The 16,872-nt window shown below is 50.2% G+C and carries 17 protein-coding genes; 9 read left to right on the plus strand and 8 right to left on the minus strand.

The genetic code is table 11. From position 1 onward, the window contains the following. The gene (locus tag RCH83_RS14695; RefSeq protein WP_306523433.1) at window positions 1-483 is read left to right on the plus strand and encodes a hypothetical protein; all 483 of its coding nucleotides are present in this window, start codon (window positions 1-3) and stop codon (window positions 481-483) included. Between the two features lie 81 nt (window positions 484-564). Here RCH83_RS14695 and RCH83_RS14700 read toward each other — a convergent pair whose 3' ends face one another. Together RCH83_RS14700 and RCH83_RS14705 are read right to left on the minus strand one after the other, a co-directional pair. Next, a complete protein-coding gene (locus tag RCH83_RS14700; protein WP_306523435.1) occupies window positions 565-1,341 on the minus strand; it encodes an EAL domain-containing protein in 777 nt (258 codons plus the stop codon). Window positions 1,342-1,561: 220 nt separating this feature from the next. After that, complete coding sequence (locus RCH83_RS14705; RefSeq protein ID WP_306523437.1) at window positions 1,562-2,365, minus strand: hypothetical protein; 804 nt, start codon at window positions 2,363-2,365, stop codon at window positions 1,562-1,564. 286 nt (window positions 2,366-2,651) lie between these two features. On the opposite strand from RCH83_RS14705, the gene ubiD reads away from it, so the two are divergent. The 7 genes from ubiD (at window position 2,652) to RCH83_RS14740 (ending at window position 9,728) form a co-directional block, all read left to right on the plus strand. Next, window positions 2,652-4,142, plus strand: a complete 1,491-nt coding sequence (gene ubiD / locus RCH83_RS14710) for a 4-hydroxy-3-polyprenylbenzoate decarboxylase (protein WP_306523439.1) — start codon at window positions 2,652-2,654, stop codon at window positions 4,140-4,142. Then, complete coding sequence (locus tag RCH83_RS14715) at window positions 4,139-4,417, plus strand: 2Fe-2S iron-sulfur cluster-binding protein (protein WP_306523441.1); 279 nt, start codon at window positions 4,139-4,141, stop codon at window positions 4,415-4,417. Before ubiD ends, RCH83_RS14715 begins: the two co-directional genes overlap by 4 nt. Before the next feature lie 54 nt (window positions 4,418-4,471). Next, the gene (fre, locus tag RCH83_RS14720) at window positions 4,472-5,209 is read left to right on the plus strand and encodes an NAD(P)H-flavin reductase (RefSeq protein WP_306523443.1); all 738 of its coding nucleotides are present in this window, start codon (window positions 4,472-4,474) and stop codon (window positions 5,207-5,209) included. A gap of 3 nt (window positions 5,210-5,212) precedes the next feature. Further along, window positions 5,213-6,505: a DUF3142 domain-containing protein gene (locus tag RCH83_RS14725; RefSeq protein WP_306523445.1), complete on the plus strand. Its 1,293-nt coding sequence runs from the start codon at window positions 5,213-5,215 to the stop codon at window positions 6,503-6,505. A 35-nt stretch (window positions 6,506-6,540) separates the two neighbouring features. Beyond that, window positions 6,541-8,718 (plus strand): hypothetical protein, encoded by a 2,178-nt coding sequence (locus RCH83_RS14730; protein WP_306523447.1) that lies wholly within the window; start codon window positions 6,541-6,543, stop codon window positions 8,716-8,718. 139 nt (window positions 8,719-8,857) lie between these two features. Then, complete coding sequence (locus RCH83_RS14735; protein ID WP_306523449.1) at window positions 8,858-9,265, plus strand: thioesterase family protein; 408 nt, start codon at window positions 8,858-8,860, stop codon at window positions 9,263-9,265. A gap of 331 nt (window positions 9,266-9,596) precedes the next feature. Next, window positions 9,597-9,728 carry a hypothetical protein gene (locus tag RCH83_RS14740; RefSeq protein ID WP_306523450.1) on the plus strand — a complete coding sequence of 44 codons (132 nt, stop codon included), beginning with the start codon at window positions 9,597-9,599 and terminating at the stop codon, window positions 9,726-9,728. 138 nt (window positions 9,729-9,866) lie between these two features. Here RCH83_RS14740 and RCH83_RS14745 read toward each other — a convergent pair whose 3' ends face one another. After that, on the minus strand, window positions 9,867-11,258 hold the full coding sequence (locus tag RCH83_RS14745; protein WP_306523452.1) for a pre-peptidase C-terminal domain-containing protein: 1,392 nt from the start codon (window positions 11,256-11,258) through the stop codon (window positions 9,867-9,869). Between the two features lie 416 nt (window positions 11,259-11,674). Here RCH83_RS14745 and RCH83_RS14750 point away from each other — a divergent pair, with 416 nt between their 5' ends. Continuing rightward, window positions 11,675-13,006, plus strand: a complete 1,332-nt coding sequence (locus RCH83_RS14750) for a TonB family protein (protein WP_306523454.1) — start codon at window positions 11,675-11,677, stop codon at window positions 13,004-13,006. 7 nt (window positions 13,007-13,013) lie between these two features. Here the strand turns inward: RCH83_RS14750 and RCH83_RS14755 are convergent, their stop codons facing one another. Genes RCH83_RS14755 through RCH83_RS14775 form a run of 5 tightly spaced genes read right to left on the minus strand, consistent with a single transcriptional unit; the run spans window position 13,014 to window position 16,872 of the window. Further along, window positions 13,014-13,352: a tRNA-binding protein gene (locus tag RCH83_RS14755; protein ID WP_306523456.1), complete on the minus strand. Its 339-nt coding sequence runs from the start codon at window positions 13,350-13,352 to the stop codon at window positions 13,014-13,016. 20 nt (window positions 13,353-13,372) lie between these two features. Further along, the gene (locus tag RCH83_RS14760) at window positions 13,373-13,903 is read right to left on the minus strand and encodes a DNA-deoxyinosine glycosylase (RefSeq protein ID WP_306523458.1); all 531 of its coding nucleotides are present in this window, start codon (window positions 13,901-13,903) and stop codon (window positions 13,373-13,375) included. 5 nt (window positions 13,904-13,908) lie between these two features. Continuing rightward, window positions 13,909-15,009 (minus strand): heme biosynthesis HemY N-terminal domain-containing protein, encoded by a 1,101-nt coding sequence (locus RCH83_RS14765; RefSeq protein ID WP_306523460.1) that lies wholly within the window; start codon window positions 15,007-15,009, stop codon window positions 13,909-13,911. Then, entirely contained in the window at window positions 15,006-16,112 is a 1,107-nt protein-coding gene (locus RCH83_RS14770) for a uroporphyrinogen-III C-methyltransferase (RefSeq protein WP_306523462.1), read from the minus strand. Before RCH83_RS14770 ends, RCH83_RS14765 begins: the two co-directional genes overlap by 4 nt. Further along, window positions 16,084-16,872, minus strand: a complete 789-nt coding sequence (locus RCH83_RS14775; protein ID WP_306523464.1) for a uroporphyrinogen-III synthase — start codon at window positions 16,870-16,872, stop codon at window positions 16,084-16,086. The genes RCH83_RS14770 and RCH83_RS14775 overlap by 29 nt, the downstream gene beginning before the upstream one ends.

The raw sequence follows: 16,872 nt of genomic DNA on the forward strand, positions 1-16,872 counted from the left end.
ATGCAATTTCAGCAGTTTAACCGCCAGTTTCACAGGGCCTTGTTATTGGCTTTTGTGCTGGCAACAAGCTCTGCCGCCGCCGACACCCGGCAGATAAAAACACAAAGCCGCAATAACTGCAGCTCTGAGCTATTGCAAGGCAGCTGGCAGTTGCAATCCGCCATTTATAGCGACAGCACAGGCAAAGTTGTGGCTGAAATTCAGCAGCAGAGCAGCAAAAGTCGCAAGCTGATTGCAGGACAGTATTTTAGTTTTATTACCTGGCAAGCTGAGGGTAAATTTGAGGTGGCAGCAACCGGCACTTTTTACAGCGACAACACCGGTTATCACGAACAGGTAGAAGCAGCTTCATTGCCGCGTTTGCAAGGCAAAACTTATCATTTTCAATGTGAGCTGAACGGCAACAACTGGCTGCATCAGGGCATGGAAGATGGCGTTTATATTAAAGAACATTGGATAAAACTGGATGCGGGCCAACCCTGAGCAAAAAGTCAGGACTCCCTGCGAACGCTCAGCCCGGGCAAACTGGCGGCAACAATAAGGTTGCAGCCTGAAAGATGGTTGTCAATTCTGCTGCAGCGCAGCAATATCATGCGCCAAAATTAACTGCTCAAGGGCTGGTCTGGCAAAATAATAACCCTGAAAATAACGAATGCCAGTGCCGGCCAGATAATCAAGTTCGGCTTTGCTTTCAATACCTTCGGCTAATACTTCAGTGCCCATGTCCAGACAAAGCCGCTGCACTTCAGTCACCAGATGTTGTTTGGCTTTATGCTGCTCTATATCCCGAATTAACGACATATCCAGTTTTAATACCCTGGGGCGCAAAGATTCCAGCCAGGTTAAGTCAGCATAACCAGAGCCAAAATCGTCAATCGCGGTAATAAAACCTCTTTTGGCGTAACTGTCGAAAATTTTCATCAGTTTAGTGCGGTCAACAATCTGCTCGCTTTCGGTCACTTCAAACATAATATTGCGGATATCAAAACCAAACATATCGGCCGCTTCAATAGTGGCGCGGATGCAGGTTTCCGGGTTGTACACTGCATTAGGCAAAAAGTTAATGCTGAGCATTTTATCAAGCCCGAGTTTTGCTGCTGTTTCAATAGCTTTTACCCGACAGGCCTGGTCAAAATAATATTTGTTTTGTTCGTTAATACGCTCAAACACCCAGGCCGCACCTTCACCCAGAGGCCCCCTCACCAGCGCTTCATAACCTGCAACCTGCCGGCTCTGCCAGTCGACAATGGGCTGAAATGCCATTCTGATGTCAAACCCCAGCGACTGACCACTTAAACAGTCCATGCAGCTTTGTTGTTTGATTTGACTTGGAAATTCCATCACAGCCTCACTTAGCGTTTTTTTCTTAGTGTGAGCATATTTAACTGCTTTGCAAAGCCTTATGCGAAAATTAGCCGCTAATACGCTATGGATGCAGGATAAAGAGTCGTTATGCAAAGGATTTAAATTCAGCGCGGGCATCGGTTGTTTTATAAATGTCTAACACACAAATCATGGCTGTACTGCAATGACAGTACAGCAACTACCACTGATGCAGCAGTTAAAAGTGAATACCCAACATCAGGTTAAGCTGAGTATTGGTTTTTTGGCTTTGCTCCATGCGGTATTTTGCGCTTACCAGTTCCAGATTCACTGTGGTGCGGCGGGAAAGCCGGTATTGGGTGGCAATATTGGCGCCCACTTGTGTGCCTTTAAAGTTTTGTTTTGCATTCATGGTTTCGTAGCCGTCGCCAGGCGCCATAAAACGCGAAGACAAATCCACATCCTGTTTCAGCACAAAAGGGCCGCCATATAGCAGCCAGTGGTCATTTAGCCGGTAACCGGCGACCCAGCCAATATCTATTGATTGGGTCGACTGATCCCACGACAGTGTCGGATTGGCATCAACAACCACAGAAGCATCACCAAAATTGCCACTATCTTTGAATAAGCCATAACCCAGTACCAGCGCCTGGGAAAAATTACCGGCTTTGGCTTGTCCGGCATATTCCCCGGCATATTGCCAGGTAGCACTCACCCGGCGTAGCGCCGTGTTGTAGTGAAAAACCACGCCAGGTGCAACCGACAATGCCAACATGCTAAATATTGGCTCTTCGTTTTTACATTTGGTTTGGTCATTACAGCTAAAGTTGGGCTGTTGTGCGCTGTGCACCGGCAACACCACTTTATGCGTTTGCGCAACACCGGCATAAATGGCAGGCCGCCAGCTTTGTGCTGCGACTTCAGGAACAACAAAACGTTGCAAACTATAAGTAGTGGTTGGGTTTTTAACAGTCGAACAGGCGGTCAACATAGATATCAGCGTAATTGAAAAAACGCGGGGTGCAATGTGTTTCAGATGCATCTTCATTTCCTTACGAGTTATGCAAAATGAAACAAAATAAACATCAATAGTTTACATATCAAGAACAATTCAATATTTAGTTGTGGTTCAATTTTATGGCGCGCCGGCTTATATACACTGCAGTTACAGCAAAAGCACCGCAACAACAGCCTTGTTGCCGGTCCATTCGCTGTTTTTATCCGTATCAGCCGGACATGGCAAGCCGCCGCTTGCCATGTATAATGCCGGCATTGTGCTCAACGTAAATTTGCTGCTGCCTTCAGAGCCAAATAACTTTTGGAACCTCATGAAATATAAAGATTTGCGCGACTTTATCGCTCAGCTGGAACAACGGGGTTTATTACACCGTGTGAAAGTAGAAGTAGACCCTGTATTGGAAATGACCGAAATTGCCGACCGCACCCTGCGTGCCGGTGGCCCGGCGTTATTATTTGAAAATCCAAAAGGTTACGATATTCCGGTACTGGCCAATTTATTTGGCACACCAGAGCGGGTGGCGCTTGGTATGGGTCAGCCCGATGTCAGCGCTTTGCGTGAAGTGGGCAAGTTATTGGCCTTTTTAAAAGAGCCGGAACCGCCAAAAGGCTTAAAAGACGCCTGGGACAAACTGCCGATATTTAAACAAGTTTTAAATATGGCGGCCAAAGTAGTGAAAAAAGCCCCTTGCCAACAAGTGGTGCTTGAAGGTGATGACGTTGATTTAACCAAATTACCTGTAATGACCTGCTGGCCAGGCGACGCTGCGCCGCTGATCACCTGGGGTTTAACTGTGACCCGCGGCCCGCATAAAGAGCGGCAGAACCTCGGCATATACCGCCAGCAGGTGCTTGGCAAAAATAAAGTCATTATGCGCTGGTTGTCCCATCGTGGTGGCGCTTTAGATTTTCTCGAATGGCAAAAAGCCCATCCGGGTGAACGTTTTCCGGTAGCTGTTGCTTTAGGTGCCGACCCCGCCACTATTTTAGGTGCAGTAACGCCAGTGCCTGATACCTTGTCTGAATACGCTTTTGCCGGCTTATTACGGGGTGACAACACCGAAGTAGTGAAATGTTTAAGCAATGATTTACAGGTACCGGCCAGCGCTGAATTTGTGCTGGAAGGTTATTTAGAGCCAGGCGAAATGGCACCGGAAGGCCCTTATGGCGACCACACAGGTTATTACAACGAAGTGGACTCGTTTCCGGTTTTTACCGTCACTCATATCACCCACAGAGAAGACCCGATTTACCACAGCACTTACACAGGCCGGCCGCCGGATGAACCGGCTATTTTAGGTGTGGCGCTGAACGAAGTCTTTGTGCCTATTTTGCAAAAACAATTTCCGGAAATTGTGGATTTTTATCTGCCGCCTGAAGGTTGTTCTTACCGCCTGGCGGTGGTGACGATGAAAAAACAATATCCCGGTCATGCCAAACGCGTGATGATGGGTGTTTGGTCTTTCCTGCGCCAGTTTATGTACACCAAGTTTGTCATTGTCTGTGATGACGATGTAAACGCCCGCGACTGGCAGGACGTAATTTGGGCCATTACCACCCGAATGGATCCGGCGCGTGACACCACCTTAATTGAAAATACACCCATTGATTATCTGGATTTTGCTTCACCTGTTTCGGGGTTAGGCTCAAAAATGGGGATGGACGCCACCAATAAATGGCCGGGTGAAACCAGCCGCGAATGGGGTGTGCCGATAGAAATGACACCAGAAGTCAAACACAAAGTGGATGAGCTGTGGGCCAGTCTGGGTATTAAGCTGCCGCCCAAAGGAACAAAAACATGAGCCATCTGGTGACTATTTTACCCAGCGGCCTGAGCTTTCAGGTGCGTGAAGGCGAAACTATTTTGCAGGCGGCGCTACAACATGGCATCGACTTTCCCAACCGCTGCCGGCAAGGGGTTTGTACTTCTTGTGTTTGCAAACTCAAAAGCGGACAAGTGCGTTATTTACCGCCAGAGCCTTTAACTGAGCTCGACAAAAGCCAGAATTTTACCTATTGCTGTTTAGCTTATGCTGACAGCGATCTGGTATTACACCACCCTTTTATTCGCGGCTAAGGCCATTAACACCGCATAGCCAAAGCACAGAGCCAAACACTAAGAACAGAACCCATGACTGAATCACAATTAAAAGCCGCGTCAAACAAAGTGTTATGCACCGTCAGCCGTATTCAGCCGCTGACGCCCACAGTGCAACAGGTGATTTTAACGCCCAAAGCGCCGGTAGAATTTAAAGCGGGCCAATACCTGCAAATTTATTTATCCGACAGCGACAAAAGGCCGTTTTCTATTGCCTGCGCACCTGGTTTTACCTATCAAGGTGAACCGGCTCTGGAGCTGCAAATTGGCGGTGCTGTCAGCGACAATTATGCCAGTCAGGCCTTAGCGCATTTGGCCGACAACGCTGAAGTGCTGGTGCAGGTGGGTTTAGGTGAAGCTTATTGGCGTGAAGAAAGCAGCAACCCCATTATTTTATTGGCCGGTGGCACTGGTTTTTCTTATGTACACAGCATTGCCAGCGCTATTGCCAATGCCAATCTGCACCGCAGCGTGCAGCTTTATTGGGGTCTACGCAATCCGCAGGCTTTATATGCTGCCGAAGAGCTGACCGCCTGGCAGGCGCAAAACCCGCAATATCAGCTGAATCTGGTGGTGCAGGAGCCGGATAACAGCTGGCAAGGCCGCACTGGTCTGGTGCATCAGGCAGTGTTGGACGACCATGCTGATTTAGCCGCTTATGATATTTATATCGCCGGGCCTTTTGCCATGGTGGGTGTGGTGCGCGACGCCTTTTTAGCCCAGGGCGCCAAACGTGAGCAGATGTACGCCGACGCTTTTGCCTGGCTCTAAGCCGTGTGGTGGCGTGTTTTTTCTGTGCTGTTGTTGCTGCTTAGCCAAAGCGGCTGTGAGCAACAACAGCTGGCAGCCACAAGCCATCCAACAGCAACACCTCAGTTAGCAGCGCCGCCGCTTCAACAGAAGTTAAAACAACAGTTTCAACAAGAGCTGTATATCTGGCAGCGCGTCTGGACTGATGAACATCAGCAGGCGCTTGAACAAAGCCGACCCCATTTTTCTGTGTTACGCATTCTGGCGTTGCAGTATATGGCCACTGCCCAAGGCCCGCTTTGGCATCAGGCCGATGTAAATTTGGCGCTGCTAAAAAAAGATGGCAGGCCCGTCACTCTGGTGCTGCGCCTTGATGGCCAAATACCAAAACTGCCACTACAAAGTTTGACTGAAAAGCTTCAGCCGATATTGGCGTTGTATCAACAGGCCGGAATTCAGCTTGCTGGTATTGAAATTGACTATGACTGCGCCCGTAGTCAGTTAGCGGCTTACCGGTTGTGGCTGACAAAGTTCCGGGCGGCGCTCCCCAAAGACATTCCGGTGAGCATGACCGCTTTACCCGACTGGCTGCAATCGGCTGAATTTGGCCCTTTAACAGCACAAGTCAGTCAGGTGACGATGCAACTGCATGCGGTGTTGTCGCCGGAGCAAGGTTTGTTTGCACCTGAACTAGCCAAAAAATGGGCCATCGCAGCGGCAGCGCAAAGCCAGAGCCCCTTGTATTTTGCTTTGCCTGCTTATCATTCGGCTTTGATCACCGCGGCTTCCAATAAAAAAACTGCGCAGTCTTCAACAGCGGTACAACAATATTGGGTAGAAAGTGAAGTACCGCTGGATATCAAAGGCGAAAGAAGGGAACTGCGGGTTGACCCTTTATTGGTGCAACAATGGCTGTTTTGGCTGCAGCAACAACAGTTTGCCAGGGTAAAAGGTATTGTCTGGTTTCGTTTGCCGCTGCCATCTGATCAACGCAGCTGGGCTTATGCCACTTTGGCTGCTGTCGCCAGCGGGCAGCCACTTAAAGCTGATTTACGGCTGCGCCTGCAAAAAACGCCAACAGGTTTTGACCTGATTGCAGAAAATTATGGCAATTTAGCGTTGTTATTTGCCACACCCATCCGGCTTAAAGCGCACAATTGCACTGGTGCAGATGCTCTGGCTGGTTTTGCACTAAGCCAGCAACAACAAGAATATCAGCTAGCGCCCACAACAGCGGTGCAGCCTTTGGCGGTAAACAGCACCCGAACTTTGGCCTGGTTTAATTGCCAGAAACTGCAGCTGCTGGCTGAAACCTGAGTTCAGGGTTCCACTTTTTAAGGATAAAATTTCAGATGTTATTTGTCACAACTTCAGCGAAAAAAAGCCTGCTGTTATTGGCGCTTGGCACAGCACTCACGCCGGCTTTGGCTTGTGGCCCGGATTTTCCGCAACAACTTGTTGCCAATCGCACTCAGAGTTTAACCGAGCTACCTGAACCGGTTTTTGCCAGTGAAATCCGTGCTTTGGCAATGAAAATAGCAGCTTTGCCAGTCCCAGAAAAAACTTTTACCAACCAATATGACTGGTCCACCGACAAAACCATCAGCGCCACCAGTCAGGCTGAACAGCAGCTGCTGAAAGTAGAAGAAGCGTTGTTAGTGGCGCAAATGCGCCAACAAACCACTGTTGAAGCCGCACTTGCCATTGGCGCGCCACTGAGCAATGAACTGAAGTTGTATACCGCTGCCGCTGTTGCTTTTCAGCAACAGGATTTCAGCCTGGCCGAAACTTTGTTGCGTCAGGTATTGGCATTGCCTTCCGCAGAGCAACAACAAAGACGCAGCTGGGCTTTATACAGCCTGGCGCGGGTGCTGCAAAAAACGAACAACAACGTAGCTGCAGAAACCGAAGCACTGGCGCTTTATCAACAGTTACAACAGGAAGTTGCAGCAGGTTTAGCCGACCCTTTGCAGCTGGCTGTCGCCAGTTTAGGCGAGCAGGCCAGAATTTATAAAAACAACGGCGACTGGCAACAGGCCATTGGTTTATATGCGGCGCAGGCCGGTTATCAGGAGTCTGGCCGCGCTTCGTTATTACAACTGAGCCGCGAATTGCTGCAAATGCCAGATGCAGCGCTTAAACCTTTGCTCACACAACCGGCTGTGCCCCAACTACTCAGCCGCTATTTGTTCACTCAGGCTTCCAGCCTGAAATACAGTGACCCTGCCCTTGTCAGCCGTTTATTAACTTTGTTAAGCGCTGAAGCTGATATCCGACTCGCCAATGCCACGGCGCTGGCCGCTATTAGTTATCAACAAGGCGACTTTGCGCTGGTGCGGCAGCTGTTAACCTATGCTGAGCCTGAGCCGCTGTTTTATTGGCTGAGCGCCAAAATGGCAGTGCGTGACAACAATTTAGCCGAAGCGGCACAAGCTTATGCCAAAGCTGCGCAGTCCTTTCCAGCGGCTTTACCTGAACCGGCCCTCAAGGCCGATCCGTACGCAGCTGTGCCCATCAGCGAGCAGCTGCAACGCAATATGGCAGCCACCCAATGCCGTATTCAGGCCGAAGCCGGGGTGTTGCAATTACAACGCGGTGATTACCTGGCCGCTATGCAGCTGCTGTATCAGGCGGGTGGCGAATATTGGCAGGACAGCGCTTATATTGCCGAGCGGGTACTGACCACCCAAGAGCTGCAAACTTTTGTGGATGCACAAGTGCCACCGGGCAAAGTAAAAGCCGAATCGCAGTGGAATTATTTTGGCGACACTGAACCCAGCACTTTGCTTAGAAACCTGCTGGCCAGAAGGCTGATGCGTGAAGGCCAGTATCAACAGGCACAAAGTTATTTTGTTGACCCCAAACTGCAACAACTGGCCAACGACTATCAGCAGGCCGACAGTCAAAGCGAACCTGGTACTTTTGCCAGCATGACACAGCGGTTTGGGCTGGATATGGGCCGTATTGATAACGCCAAAGCATTGTTTCAGCTGGCAACTATAAGCCGCCAGCATGGTCTGGAATTATTGGGTTATGAAATGGCACCGGATTATCAGGTGTTTTATGGCCAGTTTGAGTTTTACCAGCCTGAGCCCACAACAACACCAGCCATTCCGGACGCTGAACAACAAAGGGTTTTGCAAAGTGCAGCCAAACCGGAAAAACGTTTTCACTACCGTTATCTGGCGGCAGAATTTGCCAATGAAGCCGCCAGCTTAGTGCCGGCCAACAGTCAGGCTTTTGCCGCAACTTTGTGTCATGCCAGCACCTGGCTGATTAACTCAGACCCGGCGCTTGCAACCCAATATTACCGGCGATATTTAAATGAAGGGCCTTATGTCAGCTGGGGGCGCGACTTTGGTATCCGTTGCCCGGCGCCGGATTTTGCCGGCGCCAAAAACAGGCTTTCACAAAATAACCAACAATATTGGCGTCACGAACTCAGGCAAGCCAAGCCCTGGTTAGTGCCGGCTGTGGGCTTTGTTTTACTGGCGCTGGCCTTGGTGATTTGGCGTCGCAAGCGCGGTTAAAGGTTTTACCCAGAAGCGGCCTGGTGCCGTTTTATGGGGGATGGTTGAAGATTGAAGGGAATAAGCAGGTTGTGGCAAAAACCGATTTACGGCACAATCGCCCACTATCGCTGCAACAGGTCTAACCAGAGAGAGAACAATGCCACATCTGACCACTATTAAAGTTCGTGGATACCATTTAGATATTTATCAGCATGTGAATAACGCCCGTTATCTGGAGTTTTTAGAAGAAGCGCGCTGGAGTTATCTGGAAGACAGCGGTGATGTGGCTTATTTTGAGCAGCTGAATCTGGCCTGGGTGATCGTCAACATCAATATTAATTACCGTTTTGCCGCCACCAATGGCCAAACCTTAGAAATTGCCACCAAATTCAGCCAGATCGGCAGCAAAAGTGCAGTGATCCATCAAGTCATTAAAATTCAGGGCACTGACACTGTGGTGGCAGACGCCGACATTACCTTTGTTTGCCTGAACCGTAAAACCGGCAAAGCCGCCTTGATTGAAGGTGCGCTGAAAGAACGGTTGGAACAACATCTGAACGACTGAGTTTGTTGCTGTTACCAAAGCCCCTGAGGCCTCAGCGCATTTGACAGCATAGCGGCAAGTCTTTGCCGCAAAAAAGCCTGAAGCGATTGCAGAATCGAATGGCTTGGGTTAGGCTCAAGCCTGCAACATTTGATGTGATGGCTTAAAGATGCGACAGCAATTAAAAAGAAATCAAAACGTTAGCAGTACGCTCTGGCGGCACTGCGGTGTATTGCTGCTGTTAGCTACGATAAGCGTCGTACCGGATTTCTCCCCTGTTGTTACCTCTGCACAAAATGCTAAAAAACTCCCTGCAGCACAACCTGTCAGTGCAGTGCAGTTTCATTATCTAATGAAAGAAAATGCTGCCGCCGATGCTTCAGCACGTCTGGACGCTTTTCCGGCCCGCAGTTTTGAGCGCCACTCACGCCGGCTGCAGGTGATGACCAGCAAAGCCAACACCCCTTATCAGCGCCTCGCCTGAATAAAGCTGTTGTTTATCCTCTGTTTTTAATCATGTTTTACCGGCTAAATTGCCGCTGCTAAGCTGACTCAGCAACGGCATGCCGGCAACAAGGCAACAAAAGCCGAGACCGGCTTTACAAGCTGTCACCATCAGCTGTTAATAAGGACTAACAGGGTTATAAAACGCACTGTTACGACCGTCGATACTGATACGTACCGGCGTGACTAAAGTGCTGTTATCCAGCAGATTATATCTTTCCCCCGGCAACAGCTTAAAGCGCAGCAAATCTTTGATAATCACCGGCAGCCCGCAACTGGTCTGGTTGTATTGGGTCTGGCTATCAGCACGCAGCACATAAACTTCATTGCTGCCATCCACTATGCCCTGGCCGTCCGCAGTGACAAACAAAGAGGTTGCTTCAGATACCGCTATCACCCGGCCATTTTGCCCCAGTTTGGCCTGAAATACCGCAGAGCGGCCCATCCGGTCACGCTGACGGAAATGGGTGTCGTTCAGTGTATTGGCCAGCAGTGGGAAACTGAGGAAGTTGCTGCTGATATTAATAGTGTTATGGCAATAATCTGTCACCACTTCACTGCTGATGGCTCCACTGACACCGTCCGGATCATACACATATTGGCTCAGCACATGATCACCCGCCGAAGTACCACCCACAACCCCGCCTTTTTGATAGACATGGGCAATAGCACTTTGCACCAGCGTGCCTTGCCAGGCGTTCAGATAAGCAGATTGATCACCACCGGCAATAAATACCGCTTCCGCACTTTTAATAGCCCACTCCACATAAGCAGAATTTGCTTTGGTTTGGGTATCCACAATCAGGGTTTCCACTGACGCAGCACCAGTCAACCCCTGCAGGTAACTGTTGTAAGCATCAGTACCTGTAGCGCGCAGCACAACGATATTGCCGCCTTTGATTTGGGGCGCCATCCGGTTGCTAAAGGCCGCGTCCACATCAGTGCCACCCCCCATCAACAATAATGCGCCCTGGCCCGATGTTAATACCGGGCAAACATCACTGCTGCCGCCCAGCAGATAGCTGGTCAGGTTGCTGGGTTTGGCTGGCCTTACACCATAACTGCAACTGGCCGGTGGGGTGCTGCCACCGCCGCTGCCGTTAAAAGTGACATTCAGGCTGTAACTGCCAGTGCCACTATAACGGCTGACTTTAATAAAATGTGTGCCGGCGCTGGCTGCGCTGTAAGTACCGGTTTCTGGCCGGGCGCTGCTTTGGCCGGACAAAATATAACTGCCGCTGCTGCGGTACAGATAAAAATCAAAATCGGCTGTGCTGCCATGACTCAGGCTTACGCTGATATCACCAGTACTGGTGGTATCAAAGCTGTACCAGTCAACATCACTGCTGCTGCCGATACTGCCAGTTACGGCCTGAGTGCTGCACAAACCCGTGTTGGCCTTTGCTTCAGTGTTGTTATTTTCTGTTTCCTGCTGCAGGCAGGCGGCACTGGCATGGCCAGCCGCTGACAACAGCGTCGCTAAGGCGACGGCTTTTATCGTTGCTTTCATTGTTGCTTTCCTGTTTTTTGTTTTTTGAAGATTGAGGTCGAACAGTAAAAGGCCAAAAAGGCCCATGGCTTCAGGCGCCACGCCGGCGCAAAACGGCATGACTCCGGAATTCCGGATTACAGAGCGGGGGAAAACTTATAGATCAAACCACTCCGACAAGTGGTAGTCAGTAGCGCAGGCGTGCAGATTGGCAGGTTTGTGCACCTGTTGTGACAGCGGTAACCCTGAAAGTGGTATCGGCTTTTTCACAATGACTCTGCATAAAAATTTATCAGTGGAGTTTTAATATGCGGCAGAGCTAACCTGCTGTCAATCAACAAAAAAAGGGAATTTCGCAAACAAAATATCAATTATTTGCGCTTTATATGTAACAATGTCTGAGTTGTAAAACCCAGTTACCGGAAAAGGAACTTCTTATGCGTAAACTTGTATTGATGGCAATCTTGTGCAGCACTTTTGCCAGTCAGGCCGATTTGTTGGATGCGATGAAGGCTTATGAAAACAAAGATTTTCAAACAGCAACGCAGCAGTTTACTGCCTTGTTACCCCTGGCCAATGGACAGGCGGCATTTAATTTAGGAGCCATGGCTGCCAACGCTGAAGGCCAGCCACGCGATCTGGTCAAAGCGCTGGCTTATTTTGAGTTTGCCGCAACACGTGAACACCCAAGCGCCAAAGCGCTGGCAGACAAAATCAGCACTAAACTGACGGCAGCAGAACAACAACAGGCCGCCACACTGCTGACGCAATTGCTGCAACAAGTCAAAGTGACAGGCAAACTTAAACCAGAACTATCAGCCTTGTTTGGTGATAAGCGCAAAGCAATTAAACGTATTCCACCTGAATATCCAAAAGAAGCGGCAGCCAGGGGGGCATTTGGTTCTGTCACCATGCGTTTGCTGGTGAACGAACAAGGGGATGTGGAAGCCGTGGATGTACTGAATGCTTTCCCGAAAGGCCTGTTTGAACGCGAGGCTATACGCGCGTTAAAACGCTGGAAATATGAAGCTGGCAACAATAAATTTATCAGCAGGGTGATGCTGACTTTTTCGTTAGGTGATATTGATCATCAAAAGGTCGAGCGCATCTTCAGCGAATACCAGATGTGGCAATATGCGGCGCTGGGGTCACCAATGCACCAGAATGCGCTGGCGAATATTCTCGATCTGGCCCGCAGCAAAAGCGCCATGACCCAGTTTGTGGACAAATCGCTGCCACCGGCGCTGGGGCCTATCACGGCGGATTTTGTCAAAAATGGCAAGGTCGTCAGCAAAGAGTTGCAGTTACCCGAAGGTTTTAAAGACCATACTTTTGTCACGCTGGACGCACAAGCTGTAGTACAGGCGGTGCATGACAACAACGCTGAACGTCAGGCCAAACAAGCTGCAGTGCTGCTGGGCAAACGTCTGACCACCGAACAAGTGACAGCTGGTTTTTACAAATTACAAAATCAGGATGGCAATAAAAGCCCACGGCTGCTGAGTGCACAACGGATCCCACAAACTTATTCCAACGACTACTGGCTGGAACAGGCAGCCCGTGGTGGCAATCTGGAAGCACAAAGAGCACTGGCGGCCTTACGGCTCGAGTGGGAATTGTATCTGCTGGAACAACAAGACCCTGTAGTACAGTCATGGGCCGGCACAGCGCTTATTCTGAACGGACAGAAAGTTGCAGGTGAAAAACTGCTGGATGCCGCTATTGCCAAAGGCCATGCCACAGCCAAAGAGTTAAAAGCCGCTTTATAACAACTGTTCAGGCCAGCCGGGCGCCATTGGGCACCGGCTGATCCGGCACCGCCAATACCACAGCACCATCGTCGCGGTAAAACCCTGTCACCAGACATTCAGACACAAAAGGCCCGATTTGTTTTGGCGGGAAATTCAGCACCGCCAGCACCTGTTTACCAATAAGCTGCTCTGGCTGGTACAAGGCTGTCAGCTGCGCACTGGAGCGGCGCTGGCCAATATCAGCACCAAAATCGACGGTCAACTTCCAGGCTGGTTTACGCGCCTGCGGGAAGGCTTCTGCCGCCACTATAGTGCCAACACGCAGTTCGACCTGCATAAAGTCATGCCAGCTGATTAGGTCCATCTGTGCTCCCCGCTTTTGCTTTAATTCTGACTTTGTTGCCGGGCATGTTGCCACTGCATCAGCTTGTCGCTGAAACTGCAGGCCGCATGCGCCGGACTACTGGACGGCAACGACCATAATTGTATGGTTGCAGGTAAGGTTAAACCGGATTTCTGCAGTTTTTGCCAACTCTTTGCGGCAGTGCTGCCGTTGAGCCAGATGGCCTGCAACTGCGGTAACTCAGGCAAAAAGGCGGCAAAATCATTCAACTGCACTGAAGAAGACCGGATGGCACTGTCAAGGCTGCCCTGACGCTGACAAACCCCAATCACATCCCACAAAGCCACACCAGCCTGTTGCAAGGCTATTAAACGTCCGGCATAAGGCAAAGTGCTATCCACGCCAAACAACTGCTGCATCAAAGGCCAGAACTGATTGCGCGGGTGACCATAATATTGCTGGGCGTCGAGCGAGGCCTGACCCGGCATGCTACCCAGGATCAGAATTTTAGCATCGGGCTGTGCCACTGGCGCCAGCCCGGATAACAAGGGGAGTTCGTTGTTCAGCTGCAATTAAATCAACGCGGCAAAGTTGCTGTTTTGCTTAAATCAGGTTGATATTGCAGCGCTTTGTCCCAGGCATGCTGCGCTTGTTCCAGCTCACCTTCCTGCGCGGCGCAATAACTTAACAACGCATACAAATAACCGTTGTTATTGTGGTCGCGTAACCAGTGCTGCACCTGTTTACGTAAACCTAATACCGAACGACCCAGCGGAATTTGTTGTAACGCACGCCAGGCTAGCGGTACGTCAGCCAAAGCCAGGCTATCGAGCAGGATTTTTTCTGCTTGCTCCGGCTCACCACTGACAGCTTTGGCCCAGGCTTTGCCAAGGGTTGCCGCAACAGATTTACGCTCTTTGGCCGGTAAGTTGTTCCAATAAGGCAGGTTTTCATCAAAAACACCGGCCTGAGCCAAACCGGCAATAGCAGCCGGATATAGCTGATAACGGTATTGTTGCCACTGCGCTTTATTTAGCCATTGTTGTTTAATAGCTACCGGCACCTGCTCTAACAAAGTCTGCCACTGCCCTGCCTGTTGCAAAGCAGCCAGCCAGAGGCGACCAATACGGCCATCTTTTTGGTTTTGCTCCATTTTAGGCGCCAGGTAAGCTACTGCTTTTTGGGCGTCACCTTGTTGCAATAATAAATCAGCCACCACCAGCCAGGTGTCGCTATCATCGCTGTCCAGCTGCGCTGCTTTTTGATTGGCTTTTTGGCTGTCACCGGCTTGCTGCGCGGCATAACAAGCCATAATTTGTTTCATTTTGTCCCAGTCAGAATCGGCTTTGGCAATATCAAAATATTGATCAGCCTGTTGCCAGTCTTGCCGGGCAAAAGCCAACAAACCATGTTGCATCGCCTGACGGGCGCGACGTTCTTTGCGTGAACGCAAAAAGCTGAAACTTAAGCGTGGTAAATGGAATAAACGTTTAAAAACCCACCACAACAACCAGCAGCCAAAAATACTGACAAACAGTACCAGCATCAGGCCAATAAAAGTGGCTTCAATAGTGACACCGGCCACCACCAGCATCACATAACCAGGGTGGTTGGCAAGAATAGGCCCCAGCAACATGGCAAGGCCAAGCACCAGAATAAAAAATGCCAGCCGGATCATAAGGTCAGCTCCGCTTCAGCAGTGCCCTGACGGTAAGCTTCAAACAAGGCCGGGCTTTTTAAGGGTGCCAGCAAAGGTAAACTCACCTGCAGCGCCGACAGCGCCACTAAGTCATCGGCCATTTGTTGTACCGCTGGTTCAGTGGCAGCAAAATAACGTTGTAAACTGTCAGCACTTTGCTGAATAGCAGCAGCATAAACCGCCTGATTGTGTTGCATGGCGGCAAGCTCAGCCAACAGAAGCTGCTGGGTTAAAGTGTTGCGTACACTGATTTGTTGCTCCGCCGTTAAGCTGACACCATCTTCAGGCAAGCTGGCACGCACCTGCACCAGACCCCGCCAGAAATTACCCCAGTACAACGCCAGATTAGACTGCCAGTCGGCGGCGTCTTCGGTAATTTCTTCTTCAGATTGATTGTCCATCGCCCTTTCTGACTGACGCAGCGGCAAGGTGAGACTTTGCTGACGCAGCGCCGACAAGGTCAGATGCAACTGGTGCATATCTGGTGTGTTCAGCTCAGACAACATATGTTTGTCCTGGCCAATGGCTTCACGCACTGCCACCAGACTGGCGTCCTGCATTTGTTTTAACCTTTGTTCAGCCAGCTCCAGCACCTGCACTACACCAGTGACATTTTGTTCTAAAAACAGTTTTTGTTCGGCCAGACGCAGGAAATATTCTACTTCCAGCAGTTGCCAGCCTTTGACGTTGCCACTTTGCTGGTCCAGCTGCGTTTGCAGTTTGCTGAGTTCCTGCTGAGTCTTTTCCAGCTGCGCCTGCTCTTTGTTAGTCCAGTCGGCAACGACATTCACCAGCTGTTGTTGCATTTCCTGCTGTAATTCTTCCTGTTTGCTCTGAAATAGTGCAGTCTGGCTTTGTTGTTGATTCTGTAGCGTTTGTTGCTGTTGTTGCAGTGCAACTAACTGCGGTTGCCAGACATAAAAAAACCAGCCGACCATAGCGGCAGCAGCCAAAGCAATCAATAAGGCCATCATGCCCAGCATCACGGCAGAACCTGTTCTGGCCGCCGGTTTTACCGGCGTTGTCGCCACAGCAGCAGGGGCTGCAGATTCGTTATTCAGCATTGGACTGAGCTCGCTCATGAAATTTCCTTCTTAACTGACAAATGGCTTCTAACAACGCCTGGTCGTTGGCACTGGCGGCCAGAGAAATATTGCTTAATGGGATCCCGTTGGCAATGGCGGTTTCAGCCATGCGCTGGCTCACCATGATCCATTGCCGCTCTGCCAGCCAGGGCAAAGCAGTTTCGGGCAGGGATTGTAGCAGCAGGGATAAAATTTCGTTACTGGTCACTACGATACATTGAATTTGTTGCTGACGCCACTGGTCAGACAAGCGCTGACCATCCAGCGGCAAGGGTACTCTTTTATAACTTTGCACATAAGTGACTTTGGCACCGCGGGCCAATAAACCTTGTTTAATCAGCTCTCTGCCGCCGTTCCCCCGCACTATCACCACTTCTTTGCCGGCGACATTCTGCAGTTGTGGCAAGGCCAAAACTCCTTCACTACGCTGGTCCACTGGTGCTGTCACCGGATGACCACAACTACGCTCCAGCGCTGAGGCCGTAGTGGCGCCAACGGCCAACAAAGGTTGAGTCAGGCGGGTTAAATCAAATTGTTGTTCAAGGCAGGTAACAGCAGAAACAGAGACAAAAATCACCAGTTCCGCTTGTTGCAGGTGCTGGCTGTCTCTGCCCCGCAGTGGCATCAACTGAGTGGTAATCAGCGGCTGATAGGTATAGGTAATTCCGAGCTCATCGAGGCCGGCCAGCAGATTATCTGCTTTACCGGCAGGTCTGGTGATCAGCACCGGAAAATCAGCGGAAGCGGGTTCTTGCAT

The organism is Rheinheimera sp. (assembly GCF_030824435.1).
GTDB lineage: Bacteria > Pseudomonadota > Gammaproteobacteria > Enterobacterales > Alteromonadaceae > Pararheinheimera.